Annotated in this window: 16 protein-coding genes; 12 read left to right on the forward strand and 4 right to left on the reverse strand. The window is 71.6% G+C overall.

The genetic code is table 11. The features are described from left to right. Window positions 1–50 precede the first annotated feature (50 nt). Window positions 51–884, reverse strand: a complete 834-nt coding sequence (locus ABN401_RS10000; protein ID WP_349684697.1) for an HpcH/HpaI aldolase/citrate lyase family protein — start codon at window positions 882–884, stop codon at window positions 51–53. A gap of 2 nt (window positions 885–886) precedes the next feature. After that, on the reverse strand, window positions 887–1,564 hold the full coding sequence (locus ABN401_RS10005; protein WP_349684698.1) for an SDR family NAD(P)-dependent oxidoreductase: 678 nt from the start codon (window positions 1,562–1,564) through the stop codon (window positions 887–889). Between the two features lie 114 nt (window positions 1,565–1,678). Here ABN401_RS10005 and ABN401_RS10010 point away from each other — a divergent pair, with 114 nt between their 5' ends. The 4 genes from ABN401_RS10010 to ABN401_RS10025 are packed head-to-tail and all read left to right on the forward strand — an operon-like array spanning window position 1,679 to window position 4,643. Then, window positions 1,679–2,170, forward strand: coding sequence for a GNAT family N-acetyltransferase (locus ABN401_RS10010; RefSeq protein ID WP_349684699.1), 492 nt, complete (start codon window positions 1,679–1,681; stop codon window positions 2,168–2,170). A 48-nt stretch (window positions 2,171–2,218) separates the two neighbouring features. Then, entirely contained in the window at window positions 2,219–2,776 is a 558-nt protein-coding gene (locus tag ABN401_RS10015) for a DUF1285 domain-containing protein (protein WP_349684700.1), read from the forward strand. Then, window positions 2,773–3,438: a CoA pyrophosphatase gene (locus tag ABN401_RS10020; RefSeq protein WP_349684701.1), complete on the forward strand. Its 666-nt coding sequence runs from the start codon at window positions 2,773–2,775 to the stop codon at window positions 3,436–3,438. Before ABN401_RS10015 ends, ABN401_RS10020 begins: the two co-directional genes overlap by 4 nt. Next, window positions 3,435–4,643, forward strand: a complete 1,209-nt coding sequence (locus tag ABN401_RS10025) for a CCA tRNA nucleotidyltransferase (RefSeq protein WP_349684702.1) — start codon at window positions 3,435–3,437, stop codon at window positions 4,641–4,643. Before ABN401_RS10020 ends, ABN401_RS10025 begins: the two co-directional genes overlap by 4 nt. Here ABN401_RS10025 and ABN401_RS10030 read toward each other — a convergent pair. After that, window positions 4,615–5,586 carry an endonuclease/exonuclease/phosphatase family protein gene (locus ABN401_RS10030; RefSeq protein ID WP_349684703.1) on the reverse strand — a complete coding sequence of 324 codons (972 nt, stop codon included), beginning with the start codon at window positions 5,584–5,586 and terminating at the stop codon, window positions 4,615–4,617. The two genes, ABN401_RS10025 and ABN401_RS10030, sit on opposite strands and share 29 nt — an antisense overlap. A 65-nt stretch (window positions 5,587–5,651) precedes the next feature. Here ABN401_RS10030 and ABN401_RS10035 point away from each other — a divergent pair, with 65 nt between their 5' ends. The 8 genes from ABN401_RS10035 (at window position 5,652) to ABN401_RS10070 (ending at window position 10,485) form a co-directional block, all read left to right on the forward strand. Beyond that, window positions 5,652–6,125: a DUF4112 domain-containing protein gene (locus ABN401_RS10035; RefSeq protein ID WP_349684704.1), complete on the forward strand. Its 474-nt coding sequence runs from the start codon at window positions 5,652–5,654 to the stop codon at window positions 6,123–6,125. 72 nt (window positions 6,126–6,197) lie between these two features. Further along, window positions 6,198–6,755, forward strand: a complete 558-nt coding sequence (locus ABN401_RS10040) for a sigma-70 family RNA polymerase sigma factor (protein ID WP_349684705.1) — start codon at window positions 6,198–6,200, stop codon at window positions 6,753–6,755. After that, entirely contained in the window at window positions 6,752–7,483 is a 732-nt protein-coding gene (locus ABN401_RS10045) for an anti-sigma factor (protein ID WP_349684706.1), read from the forward strand. Before ABN401_RS10040 ends, ABN401_RS10045 begins: the two co-directional genes overlap by 4 nt. Before the next feature lie 274 nt (window positions 7,484–7,757). Then, on the forward strand, window positions 7,758–9,230 hold the full coding sequence (locus tag ABN401_RS10050; RefSeq protein WP_349684707.1) for a DUF2793 domain-containing protein: 1,473 nt from the start codon (window positions 7,758–7,760) through the stop codon (window positions 9,228–9,230). Beyond that, a complete protein-coding gene (locus tag ABN401_RS10055; RefSeq protein ID WP_349684708.1) occupies window positions 9,227–9,400 on the forward strand; it encodes a hypothetical protein in 174 nt (57 codons plus the stop codon). The genes ABN401_RS10050 and ABN401_RS10055 overlap by 4 nt, the downstream gene beginning before the upstream one ends. After that, on the forward strand, window positions 9,393–9,662 hold the full coding sequence (locus ABN401_RS10060; RefSeq protein ID WP_349684709.1) for a hypothetical protein: 270 nt from the start codon (window positions 9,393–9,395) through the stop codon (window positions 9,660–9,662). The genes ABN401_RS10055 and ABN401_RS10060 overlap by 8 nt, the downstream gene beginning before the upstream one ends. Then, window positions 9,659–10,042 carry a M15 family metallopeptidase gene (locus ABN401_RS10065; protein ID WP_349684710.1) on the forward strand — a complete coding sequence of 128 codons (384 nt, stop codon included), beginning with the start codon at window positions 9,659–9,661 and terminating at the stop codon, window positions 10,040–10,042. Before ABN401_RS10060 ends, ABN401_RS10065 begins: the two co-directional genes overlap by 4 nt. Further along, window positions 10,039–10,485 carry a hypothetical protein gene (locus ABN401_RS10070; protein ID WP_349684711.1) on the forward strand — a complete coding sequence of 149 codons (447 nt, stop codon included), beginning with the start codon at window positions 10,039–10,041 and terminating at the stop codon, window positions 10,483–10,485. Before ABN401_RS10065 ends, ABN401_RS10070 begins: the two co-directional genes overlap by 4 nt. 160 nt (window positions 10,486–10,645) lie before the next feature. Here the strand turns inward: ABN401_RS10070 and ABN401_RS10075 are convergent, their stop codons facing one another. Then, entirely contained in the window at window positions 10,646–13,399 is a 2,754-nt protein-coding gene (locus ABN401_RS10075) for an NHL repeat-containing protein (protein WP_349684712.1), read from the reverse strand. Window positions 13,400–13,482: the final 83 nt, after the last annotated feature.

The raw sequence follows: 13,482 nt of genomic DNA on the forward strand, positions 1-13,482 counted from the left end.
ACGCTTTCGCGGCAGGCGGACCGGGCCGCGCCGGAGGAACCGCCAAGCCTCTAGCGACACGCCGCCGCCCGGTCCAGAAGGGCTTGCGCCTGTTCCAGATGCAGCCGCTCGACCATGGCCCCGCCGACCCGGATCGCGCCCTTGTCCGCTGCCTCGGGGGCGGAGAAGGCGGCCACCACGGCCCTTGCCACCGCGATTTCTTCCGGGGTCGGCGAGAAGGCGGCGTGGGCGGGCGCGATCTGCGCCGGATGGATCAGGCTCTTGCCGTCGAAGCCGTAGAGTCGCCCCTGGGCGCACTCGGCGGCGAGGCCCTCGGCGTCTTCCAGCCGGTTCCAGACCCCGTCGATGGCGAACAGGCCGTGGGCCCGCGCCGCCACGACCGTCGCCGCCAACCAGGGCCTCAGCGGTTCCCGGTCGGAGGACTCACCGCTTCCCAGCGCCTTGGCCAGATCGTTGACCCCCAGCATCAGGCCCGAGAGCGGCTCACCCGCCGCCGCGATCGCGGGCAGGGAGAGCAGGGCCGCCGGGGTCTCGATCATGGCGATCAGACGCACGCCCTCCGACATGCGCGCACCATAGGCATCGACCCTGCCCGCATCCTCGACCTTGGGGGCGACGATGAAGTCGAGCGGCAGTCCCGACAGGGCGGCGACGTCGTCCTCGCCCCATTCGGTGCCCAGGGCGTTCACGCGGACAGCCACCCGAGCGGTGAAGCCCCCGCTTCGCACCGCCTCGACCGCCGCGTCGCGAGCCTCGGCCTTGGCCTCCGGCGCGACCGCGTCCTCCAGGTCCAGCACGACCACGTCCGCGGAAAGGGTCCGCGCCTTTTCGATCGCGCGGGCGTTCGAGGCCGGCAGGAAGAGCAGGCTGCGAACCAGGTCCATGGTCAGACGCGCCCGGTGACGGGCACCAGGGCCCCGGTGATCGCGCGGCTCTGGGGCGAGGCGAGGAACAGGACCACCGTCGCCAGATCGGCCGGCGCGACCCACTTCGTCGGATCGGCGTCGGGCATGTCCCTGCGGTTCTGGGGCGTGTCCAGGATGGAGGGCAGGACGGCATTGACGGTGACCGAGGTCGACTTCAGCTCCTCGGCGAGGGCCTCGGTCAGGCGGTGGACCGCCGACTTCGATGCGCCATAGGCACCCATGCCCGCCGCCGCCTTCAGGGCCCCGGCCGCGCCGACATTGACGATCCGCCCCTCGGCCGAGGCTTTGAGCCAGGGCAGGGCGGCGCGCGAGGCGTTCAGCGCGGTGGTCAGGTTCAGGGCGAACATCCGGTCCCAGGCTGGCTTGTCGTCATCGACCGTCTGCCAGACGAACCCGCCGGCGATGTTCAGCAGGGCGTCGATCCCGCCAAACCGGTCCGCGACGGACTGCAGGGCCTCCCCGGCGGCGTCCGCGTCAGTCAGGTCGACGCCCGCCACCTCGAACGCGCCTTCGGGCGGGGTCTCGCCCTGGGCATGGTCGATCAGGGCGACGTTCAGGCCCTGCACCAGGGCGGCTTCGACCACCGCGCGACCCAGGACGCCGTGTCCGCCCGTCACCACCACAGTTCGCTTCGTCATGCCGCGCTCCTGCTCGATTTCGGCCGTTCCTTCCCGCGTTCGTCCCGTCGGGGCAAGCGGTCGTCATCGTTCATGGATTGATGCGGGCCTGCGAAAGCCCTAGGTGCGCGCGCCATGTCCGCGTCGCTCGTTCCTTCGTCTTCTGTCCGGATCGCCCCGGAAACGCTCGCCGACGCCGTCGAGGCCGAGGCGCTGGTGCTCGGTGCGTTTGGGCCCGGCCGGTTCGCCAAGACAGCCGAACGACTGCGCGAGGTCGCCCGGCGCGTCGCAGGCTTCACCGCGCGTCAGGACGGTCGCCTGATCGGCTCGGTACGGCTGTGGGCCGTCACGGTCGGCGAAACCGAGGCGCTGTTCCTGGGTCCGATCGCGGTCGCGGCCGATGCCCGGCGCGAAGGGCTGGGGGCCGATCTGGTCGCGGCCTGCGTCGAGGAGGCGCGCCACAGCGCCGTCGCGGGCATTCTGCTGGTCGGGGACGCGCCCTATTTCGCGCGGTTCGGTTTCACCGCGGCGCCCGGTGCCATTCTGCCAGGCCCGGCGGATCCCCGGCGTGTCCTCTGGCTGCCGATCGCCGGCGGGCATGCGGAAGGTCCGGTCCGGCCGGGCTGAGGCACACCCGTCTTTCGCCCGCGCCCGACGCGGCCTAAGTCTGGGGCCATGAGCGGGACGGAGACAAAAACAGGGATCGCGGCGGTCACGGAGGCGGCGAAGGCGGCCCGCGGGCTGCCGCCCGTTCACCTGTGGAACCCGGCCCATTGCGGCGACATCGACATCGTCATCCGCGCGGATGGGGTCTGGATGCACGAAGGCTCGCCGATCGGCCGGGCCGAACTGGTGCGGCTGTTCTCGACCGTGCTGAGGCTGGACCCCGACGGCTATCACCTGGTCACCCCGGCCGAGAAGCTGAAGATCACGGTGGAGGACCTGCCGTTCCGGGCCGTGGCCATGACGCGTGAGGGCGAAGACCTGGTCTTCACCACCGACGTGGGCGACGAGGTCCGGGCCGGCGAGGACCATCCGATCACGGTGGAGACCGATCCGGTCAGCGGCGAACCCGCGCCGCGTGTCCACGTCCGCCGGGGCCTCGAGGCCAGGATCGCGCGAACGGTCTTCTACGATCTCGTCGAACTGGCCGAGGAGCGGGACGGACGGCTGGCGGTGTCGTCGGGCGGCGTCTGGTTCCCACTCGGGCCGGTCGGTGCGGGTCTGGCATGAGCCTGGAGACGCTGAAGGAGCGACTGCGCGAGCGCCTGGCTCCGACGGACGGCTGGCGCGCCGACGGTGAGGCGACGCGCTCGGACTTCGACCTCAACCCGGGCACCACACGCTGGGTCTCGGGGCCGCTGAAGCCCGCAGCCGTGCTGATCCCCGTGGTCGAGACGCCCGAGGGCGCGCGCGTGCTGCTGACGCGCCGCGCCGACAGCCTGGCCCGGCACACGGGCCAGATCGCCTTTCCCGGCGGACGGCTGGACCCCGGCGAGACGGCCGTTGAGGCGGCGCTGCGCGAGGCCTGGGAGGAGGTGGCGCTCGACCCGGCGGCGGTCGAGGTCCTGGGACTGTCCGATACCTATGAGACCGGCACGGGCTATCTGGTCACGCCAGTGGTCGGCTGGCTGAGCCGAACGCCTGACCTGACGCCCTCGCTCGACGAGGTGGCCGAGATCTTCGAGGTGCCGTGGGATCTGCTGATGGACCCGGCCCAACTCCGCCGCGAGCATCTGGAGAGCCCCGCTGGCGTGCGCCGCTGGTTCTGGTCGGTGACCTATGAGGATCGATACATCTGGGGCGTGACCGCCGGCATCGTACGGGCCCTGAGGCTCAGGCTCTATGGCGACGAGGGCGCGCCGGCCGTGGCGACGGCGGAGGACGCGGCGTGAGCGGCGCGCCCAGCCTCGCCGTCCAGCCCTGGCTGACCGATGCCGCCACCGTCCGCGTCATGGACGCGCTGGACGCGGCGGGAGGGCCCGACGGCGCGCGCTTCGTGGGCGGCTGTATCCGGAACAGCCTCGTTGGTCGGCCGGTGGACGACATCGACATCGCCACGCGGCTGAAGCCCGAGGCCACGATGGCGGCCCTGAAGACGGCCGGGATCAAGGCGGTGCCCACCGGCCTGGCCCACGGCACGGTGACGGCCGTCGCCGACCGCAGGCCGTTCGAGATCACCACCCTGCGCCGCGATGTGGAGACCGACGGGCGCCGCGCGACCGTCGCCTTCACCGACGACTGGGGCGAGGACGCGCGGCGGCGGGACTTCCGCCTGAACGCCCTCTACGCCGATCGAGCAGGCCGGGTGTTCGATCCCACCGGCGGAGGTCTGGACGACGCCCTGGCGGGTCGCGTCGTCTTCGTCGGCGACCCGCATCAGCGGATCGAGGAAGACCACCTGCGCATCCTGCGCTTCTTCCGCTTCTTCGCCTGGTACGGGCGGGCCGAGCCGGACGCCCAGGGTCTGGCTGCCTGCGCCGCCCATGCCGACAGCCTGTCGCGCCTTTCGGCCGAACGGGTGTCCAAGGAACTGCTGAAGCTGCTGGCGGCGCCGGATCCCCGCGCGTCGGTCGCGGCGATGCGGTCCGCCGGGGTGCTGGATCGCATCGTTCCCGCAGTGACCCAGCTCGCGCTCTTTCAGGCCCTCGTCGCCCTGAGCGACGATCCCGTCCTGCGCCTGTCGACCCTGCTCGCGGTCGATCCCGCCCAGGCCGCGCGCGTGGCCGCCGAACTACGCCTGCCTCGTGCCACGGAGTATCGCCTCGCGGCCGCCGCCGAGGGGCCGCTGGACCCCCAGAGCCCGCCCTCCACGTTGCGCGCCCTGGTCTATCGGCTGGGGGCGGAGGCCGTGCGGGATCGGCTACTGTTGGGGCAGGCCTCGACAGGTGTGACCGCAGGGACGGCCCTGGCTCTGGTCTCGGACTGGACCCCGCCCCGGATGCCGGTCGGCGGACGGGAGGTAGCGAGGCTGGGCGTGCCGCCGGGCCCCGAGACGGGACGGATTCTGAAAGCCTTCGAGGACGAGTGGGTGGCGGCCGATTTTCCCGACCACGGCCATGCCGAGAGGCTTACGCGGTTGGCGGGGCCTGCGCCCTGACGAAGCGGGTGACCACCGCCCGGTGGTCCGAGCCGTTGTCCCGACCCAGCCGTCGATCGACCAGCGCGAGGTCGGGCGACCGATAGACCTGGTCGATCGTGAGCCCGGCCCAGGCGGGCAGGGCCGCATGCCAGGTGCCTGGCCAGCCCGGCGCGGCGACCAGCCGGGTTTTCGAACGGATCATCCGCCCGATCCGCGCCGACGACACGCTGTTGAAGTCCCCGGCGACGATCAACGGCCCGGACACCGTCCGCCGCCAGTCGATCAGTTCCTGCGCCTGGATGATCTGACCCCACTGGTACTGATAGGGCCAGGGACGTGTCAGGTGGACGCCGGCCACCGTGACCGGGCCGATCGGCGTCTCGGCCGCGGCGGCGACGCCGTACAGCTGGGCGAAAGGGGTCCTCAGTGCCGTCAGCGGCCAGCGGCTGGCGATCACCGAGCGGGACGGTCCGGCCCCGTCCGTCGAGCGGGGACCGATGGCGCGATGGGGAAAGTCCACCAGCAGGGCATCAAGGCTCGCCCCGACGCCGTCGCTCACCTCGATCAGGACGACCACATCCGGATCCGCCTGCCGGATCGATGCGTCAACCGTCTCCACGTCGGTATTCAGGGCATAGAGATTGGCGAAGTAGACGGTGAAGCCCTCGTCGCCCGCCGGCCAGCCCTTGGCCGGAAACCACTGGGGCGAGCCCGCGATCACGACCGCCACGCCGACGATCCCGGTCAACAGCACGCCTGTTCGCAGCCGGAGCGCCAGGGACGTCAGGATGAGCAATACGGCCGCCACCAGAGCCGGTCCGACGAACTGCGCCAGGATGTCGACCCAGCGGTGTCCGATGCCGCTCAGCGAGGCCAGCGCGATGGCCAGGGGCGGACCGGACAGCAGCGCCAGCACCACCGTCAGGAACAATCGCAGGCGCGGCCGGGCGATAAGCGTCACGGACAGTTGCTTTCATGATGAACACGGGTCGATGTGGCGCGTTGACCCCGCTCTGGGAGGGCGAGATGGCGAAACGATCCGTCGCGGATATCGAAAAAATCTGGTCGAATGTCGAGGGCATCAAGAAACTGTCCGACCGGGCCGTGGGCTTCGGCCCGTTCGGCGTGGGCCTCGACGGCCTCCTGACCTGGATCCCGGTCGTCGGCACGGTCTACAGCGTCGGGGCCAGCGGCTGGCTGCTGATGCAGGCGGTGCGGGCCAGGGCGGCCCCGGGCACGCTGCTGCGGATGGTCAGCTATCTGGGTCTGGACAGCGCGACGACCGCGGTCGGTGAAGTCGTGCCGTTCGCGCCCGACGTGGTCGACTTCTTCTTCCCGGGCCACCTGCTGGCGGCCAAGGCGCTGCAGAAGGACATCGAGAGCACCCATTGGGTCGAGGCCAACGAGCGCGAGGCCAAGGCGTCGGGCGATCACGACCGTCACCTGGCCACGATGCGGTCGGACCCCCAGAAGCGGCGGATTGTCTATCTGCACGACTAGGACGCGCATTCGGCTTGACGGGAACGGCGCAGGTCGCCCTAGTCAGACATTAGTGACCCCCAAGAGTGTTCCATGGCCGCAATGCTGACGCGAGACGAACTGGCCGGCGCGCTGGTCCAGGCCGGACAGGGCGATCGATCCGCCTTTCGCATCGTTTATGAGGCGACGTCGGCGAAGCTATTGGGCGTGTGCCTGCGTATCTTGCCTGACCGACAAACCGCCGAGGACGTCTTGCAGGACACCTATCTGACCGTATGGAGAAAGGCCGAAAGTTTCGACCCTTCGCGCGCCAGCCCCATTACCTGGCTGGTGACGATCGCGCGCAATCGTTCGATCGACCGCTTGCGCTCCGCCGCGCCGATGCGCCGGGCCGTCCCGGTCGAGGACGCTCATGATCTGGCCGATGACGCCGCCCTGGCGTCCGAAACGATCGAGCAGGCGGACGAGGTCGGACGGCTGAACACTTGCCTGGAGCAGCTTGAGGACAAGGCGCGTGGCGTCATTCGCACCGCCTTCCTGGAAGGGGTGACCTACGACGCCCTGGCCCAGCGCGAGAACGTGCCGCTGGGCACGATGAAGAGCTGGATTCGCCGGGGGCTGATGAGGCTGAGGAGCTGCCTCGAAACATGACCGATCCCACCACCGACGACCCCGGCCCCGACGACGCCCGTGCCTTGGCCGGCGAACTGGCCCTGAGGGTCCTGTCCCCGGACGAGGAGCGCGCGGCCCGCGCCCGTGAGCGTTCCGATCCCGCCTTCGCCGCCGAAGTCGAGGCGTGGAACACCCATCTCGCCGCCTTCGCCGCCGAGGTGCGCGGCGTCGAGCCCTCGCCCCTGGTCTGGCCTCGCATTCAGGCGGCGATCGAGCCCGCCGCCAACGACAACGGCCGCCTGGGCTTCTGGCGCGGCTGGGCCATCGGCTCGACCGGTCTTCTGGCCGCCAGCCTGGTCGCGGTCGCCGTCCTGATCGCCCGTCCGGCCCCCGTTCCCGAGCCTGCGCCTGCGCCCGCCGGCGGCATCACCCGCGTGGCGACCCTGACCCTGTCCGAGGGCGGGGCACCCGCGGTGACCATCGCCTACGACACCGTGACCGGAAACCTGTTCATCGCACCGACGACCGCGATCGCGGCCTCGGCGGGCGTGCCGCACCTGTGGCTGGTCCGGCCCGAGGGTGGCGTCCAGCTGATCGGGGCGATCGACGGGGCCGAGGCCTCGCGCCGTACCCTGTCCGAGGCGCTCAGCGGACAGGCGGGCACGGCCACGGCCGTCGCCATCTCGCTCGAGGCACCGGGCACGACACCGCCGCCGACCGAGCCCCAGGGTCCGGTCGTGGCGTCGGGCGAACTTCAGCAACTCTGACCGCATCCGGCGGCGGCGCGCCCTCGTAGCTGCCTCTGACCGGCTCGTTCGACGTCGCTTCGTGGCGTCGGGGTCCTGACAGCCGCGCGCCGGTCCGCGGGGAGGCCTCCCAGCCCTTCCAACGGCCTCCCCGCATCCCCATTTCCCGCCAATCATCCGAACTCGGGCAAAAAAACCCTTATAAATCAAGCGATGTCTCGAACGAGACGCCCTGAATGCGCCCGCATTCGTGGCTCCCACAGACTGGTCTCCGGCCTTAACGCGGAGATCGAACATGCCATCCAGCCACAGCGCGCGCCTGACCCTGCCCTATGTCGCGGCGGGTCAGCTGCAGAAACACGTCACGGTCAACGAGGCCCTGGCCCGCCTCGACGCCCTGACCCAGACGGCGGTCCTCAGCCGCACCACGACGGTCCAGCCGGATGATCCGGACGATCCGAACGCGGTTCAGCAGGGTGATCTCTACATCCTGCCCCCCGGCGCGACCGGGTCGGCGTGGGGCGGCTGGAGCGCGGGCGACCTGGTCCGGGCCGAGAGCGGCGGTTGGGTGCGCGTGCCCGTGCCGGTCGGCACGGTCGCTATGGTGCGCGACCGCGAGGAACTGGTCGTGCGCGAGCCGGGAGGATGGAACCCGATCCTCCGTCGGGGCCAGCACCAGAATCTGACCCGGCTGGGCCTGAACACCGAGGCCGACGCCACCAATCCCTTCGCCGCCAAGATCAACAAGGCGCTCTGGACCGCCCGGCCCGAGGCCGACGGCGGCGACGGCGACCTGCGGATCACCCTGAACAAGGACACACCGACCGACGTGCTGTCGCTGCTGTTCCAGAGCGGCTACGGCGGTCGCGCCGAGTTCGGCCTGATCGGCGACGACGACCTGGTGCTGAAGGTCTCGAACGACGGCGCGACCTGGCGCGAGGCCTTTCGCATCGACGGCGACGACGGCCGCGTGGCCTTCCCGCGCGGCGCCGGTCGGGTCGAGGTGGTCCTGCTGACGGCGGGGGGCGGCTGGACCCCGCCGGACTGGGCGCGAACCCTGGCGGTCACGGCCGTCGGTGGCGGCGGGGGTGGAGGAGAGGGCGGTGCCGGGGCCAGCGGCCTGCGTCCTGGCGGCGGCGGTGGCGGCGGCGGGGGCCTGTCGACCGCCCTGTGGCGTACCGTCGACTTGCCCGGAGCCTTGACGGTGGGCCTCGGCGCGGGCGGCGCGGCCGGGGCGGCGGGTGGCGACACCACGATCGTCAGCGCCGGCGCGACCCTGTTGACCGCGCGCGGCGGCGCGGCAGGTCAGCACGGAACCACCGGCGGCGCGGGCGGTGCCGGAGGCGCGGGGCTGTTCGGTGGCAATCCGGGCGGCATGACTTCGGCCACGGCGGAGGGCGATCCGGGCACGTCTGGCCTTGCCCCGGCCGCTCCGGGTGGCGGCGGCGCGGGCGGATCGCTCGACGCGGCCGGCACGGCCTGGGACGGCGGCGACGGCGGGACGGGCGGCCTCCTGGCCTGTCCGGCACCCGGTGGCGCGGGCGGCGCGGCCTCCGTCGGCGCGACTGGCGCGGCCCCGCCTGTCCCGGTCTCGATCAGCGGTGGCGGCGGTGGCGGTGGCGCGGCCTCTGCGTCCGGCGCGGGCTTCGCGGGCGGCGCAGGGGGGACCCACGGGGCCGGCGGCGGTGGCGGCGGGGCCGGTGTTTCGAGTGGCGGCTCAGGCGGCGCAGGCACCTCCGGCTGCGTCCTGATCCTGGTGCAGGGATGAGGCCGCCGCTTCGCCGCCGTCGGCGGTTGATCTCGCCCGACGATCGTCTGCTGGAGCCCGAGGTGTGGGAGGTGCCGCGGCGCCTCTCGCACGACGAGGGCCTCGACCTCACCGGCGCCGACTGGCGCTCCACCCGCCCTGTGTTTTCACCGGAGATGGACCGTGACTGATCGCCCCCCGATCCCACCCCTGGCCGAGGCCCGCTGGCTGTGGCGACGCCTGTACGTCTTCCTGGCCAGCTTCGCCCTGTGGCGGCTTCTGGCCACGGCGGTCGACCGCACGGAGCCGAGCCAGCTGCCGCGCGTTGCCGCCGGCCTGATGGGGCTTCTGGCCCTGACGCTGGTCCTCTACCTCGTCGCGCCGACGGCCCAGCAGCTGGTGGCCCTGCTCGCCAATCTGCGCCTGCGTCTGGCCGAGGGAGGCGGCCGATGAGCTTTCGCTTCTCGACCCGGTCGCGCGCTCGCATGAAGGGGGTTCATCCGGCCTTGGTCGCGGTGCTGGAGAGCGCGATCACGCGCTCGCCCGTCGACTTCATGATCACCGAGGGTCTGCGGACGCCCGCCCGTCAGGCGGCCCTGGTGCGTGCCGGGGCCAGCCATACACTGAAGTCCCCCCACCTCACCGGGCACGCGGTGGACGTCGCCGCCCTGGTCGAGGGAAAGGTGCGGTGGGACTGGCCCCTCTATCCCCGCATCGCCGAGACAGTGAAGACGGCTGCCAAAGAACAGGGCGTCGCCCTGATCTGGGGCGGCGACTGGCCGACCCTGCGCGACGGGCCGCATTTCGAGCTGGATCGGCGGGTGTTCCCATGACCGCCGTCGCCATGTTGCGCGCGCTGACGCCTCTGGGTTGGCTCGCGGTCGGCCTCGTGGGCCTCGCGGTTGCCGCCCTCGTCCTGGGCGGTCTCGGCTTTCGCTGGGACCCTCTCGACCTGGCGCGGCGTCGCGCCGATCGCGCCGAGGCTTCGGCCTCCATTGCCCGGTCCGAAGCCCAGGTCCGTGCCGCAGAAGCCCAAGCCCAGGCGGGTCAGGTCGCCCGGCTGGACTCCGTCCTGGCCACCACCCGCCGTCTGGACGCCACCACCCATCGTTCCACCCTTCACGCGAGAGCCGCCAATGACGCCGACCTTCCCCTCGCGCCCGATCGTCTCGATCGCCTGCGCGCTCATGACCGCGAACTGTGCCGCATCGCGCCCGGCCTCGGCGGTTGCGCCGCCGCGCCTGACCCTGCCGGAGACGGCGATCCGAGCCTGTGACCTGTACCGGATTCCGGATGAGGCCGCGATCGCCGACCTCGAGATCGGCTATATGACGCGCGGGAGCCAGATCGCGGCCTGCGACGCCGCGCGACGGTTGGCGGTCGAAACCCTCATGGCCGAGCGTCTTGCACAGGACGCCGCGCGCCCCCGCTGAGCCTTAGCCCGTCAGTCGCGCCAGGGCGGCCTGGTAGTTGGAAATCTGGTTGGTCAGATAGGCCGGGACCGGGCCGTTCGCCGCGCTGGTCGTCGTCTCCGGGGCCAGGGCGCGATAGGCGTCGCGGATGGCCTTGAGCGCCCCCTGAATCTTCTCGCCGGCGGCCTTGATCGCGGTGTCGTCGTTCAGCGTCAGTCCCGACGGCAGGTTCAGGCCGAAGGTCCGCACGACGTCGTCGCCCGATGTCTGGCCGATGAAGCCGGGCGACAGCCCCAGCCCCAGCAGGGCGTCTCGCCCCGTCTCGCCCGAGGTCAGCACGGCGCCGGTCACGCCGTCCTTGGCCGTGATGGACAGCCTCTGGTAGCCGCCGGTGGTCGTCGTCGTCTCGCCGTCCTTGCCGGTGACCGCCCCGCCTTCCGACGCCACCGTGACCTTCAGCCTGCCGTTGGAGGCGATGCTGATCTTGCGCGCCAGCGTGGCCAGCGTGTCCTTGGCGTCGATCGTCACGGCCTGGGCCCGGCCGCCGTCCGCGGACGCTATGTAGAACCGGTCCCCGACCCGCAGAGAGGTCGCGTCGATCAGGCGTTTGGAGTCCGACTGGTCGATCTCGCCCTGGGGCAGGCCCAGCCGGTCCAGCACAGAGGCACCGCCCGTCGCGACCGCCAGGGTCAAGGGCTTGGCCTGATCGTTCTCGCCCGACCAGGTCCGCTCGTATTCCACAGCCCCCGTCAACGGATTGATCCGGGCCAGGAAGCCGCGCGTCGGATCCTCGGGTTTCGCGCCCTCGGGCCGATCCGCGATGCCCGTGATCCACACCTTGCCGTCGTGGACCTTGACGTCGGCCGCCGTGTCCTGGCCCGCGCCGCCATACCAGGTCAGCCGGTCCGATCCGGCCGCCGTCAGATCGGCGGACAGGGCGGCGGTGAAGATGTCGGTTCCACCGGAGTGGGCCACCGTTGTGGTGCCCGCCGCCAGTCCGCTGTCCCGGCTCGTGCCCGTCAGGATGACGCGTCCGTCCGCCACCGACACGCCTTCGATCGTGCCGGAGATCGGGCCCAGATCGCGCGTGGAGGCCAGGGTCGGGATGCCGACCGAATCCAGGGTGAAGCGCCGCACCACGGCCCGGCCGTCCTCGATCCCGGCTGTGTAGAGGTTCGAGCCATCGACGGTCACGGCGTCGACGCCGTCCTCGCCCGCGGTGCCGAACTGGCTCTGGCCCACGGCGGCCGAGACGATACCGGCTGTCGGATAGGGCTCGCCCGCCTTGAAGGCCTGGACATAGCCGTCCCACCCGCCGACCGAAGCGGCCCCCGGCACCGCTGATTTCGCGCGCCCGCCGATGTAGACGACGCCGTCGGGCCCAAAGGCCACGCTGGTCGCCTGGTCCTCGGCCCGGGCCCCGCGCCTCTGGGTCCACTGCTCCTCGCCGTCGCCGTTGAACACGGTGACGAAACTGTCGGCGACGGTGGCGAGGTCCCCGGTCTTGCCCGCGTCGGTCGTCTTGGTGTTGAGCGCGCCCGTCACCGATCCCGCGACGGCGACATTGCCGCTGGCGTCGATCGCGATGGCGTATCCGCTGGCCGTCGACGCCGCGCCCAGGGTCCGCGTGGCCACCAGTCGCCCGGCGGTGTCGTACTTCATCAGCGCCACGTCCTGGACGCCTTTGATCGGCTGGTGCTCGCCGCCGGAGGTGACGTCGGCCACCAGCCACAGAGACCCGTCCGGCCCCACGGCGCTGGCCCTGACGGCGGCGAGACCCTCGGGCAGCTTCTCCTGTGACAGACGCCCGTCGACCCACTGGGTCTCGCCGACGTTGCCGCCGGTGGGGGCGGGGGCCGTGCCGCCGTCGGACTGGAACTTGAGCAGCTGGTTGACGCCGGCCGTGCCCGACCCTTGCACCACATAGACGGCGTCCGACCGGTCGGCGGCCGCGAACCCGACCGTCTCGGTGGATGTGCCCCGGATCGCCAGGGCCCAGCGGTCCGGGCCGGCCGGCAGGGTCACGGGCTTGCCGTTGACCTGGACCGTCCGGGCCTCGGCCTTGATCTGGTCGCGCCCGATCCGGGTCTGGAACCCGCCCGCCTCCAGCTTGCCGTTGATGTGGGTCAGGACCGCGTCCATCGTCCGGGGCGTCGCGCCCAGGTCGGCCAGATCGATCGGAACCGTCGTGGTCGCGCTGCCCAGCCCCTGCGGCACGCGGATGGTGATCGAGAACCGGGTGTCGCCGGCGAAGGCCGCGACAGGCGTGTCCAGCGATCCCTCATGGACCGGCCCGGTGACGGAGTTGGCGCTGTCGCGGGGCACGGCGGCGGTCGTCTTGGACAGGGACGAGGATGTGCCCTGAACCAGCCGCAACCCTTCCAGTTCGGTCTTGCCGACATAGGCGCTGATTTCGGCCAGGCCGCTCGCGAAACGCTTCTGGACCAGGCCCAGGTCGGTGTTGCCAAGGCCCTTGACCGAGGCCCGGTTGGTCAGGGCGTTCAGCGTCTCCAGGCCCCGGTACAGGGCGAACAGCTTGGCGTAATCGGCCGAGGCACCGCGCACATCGACGGGCGCGGCGTCCTCGTTGATGAACTTGCGCCCGCCCAGGGCCCCGCGCACCAGGGCGTCCGGGGCAGGGGCGGTGGCCTGCGCCTGGGTGCTCCATGGCGCGGTCGGCTGGCGCTGGCGCGTGATGGCCGAGGTGAAGGCGGCCGAGGTCGTGGGGTCATAGGTCCCCCCGAACAATCCCAACAGATAGCCGTTGTTGACGGTCACGGACTCCTCCGGTCGGAACCATGGACCTGCGGGCTCAACGGGGCCTTAACGTCCGGGTGAGGAACGATATCGGACGAATCGTG

Source organism: Brevundimonas aurifodinae, assembly GCF_040195595.1.
In the GTDB taxonomy this organism is placed as follows: Bacteria; Pseudomonadota; Alphaproteobacteria; order Caulobacterales; family Caulobacteraceae; genus Brevundimonas; species Brevundimonas aurifodinae.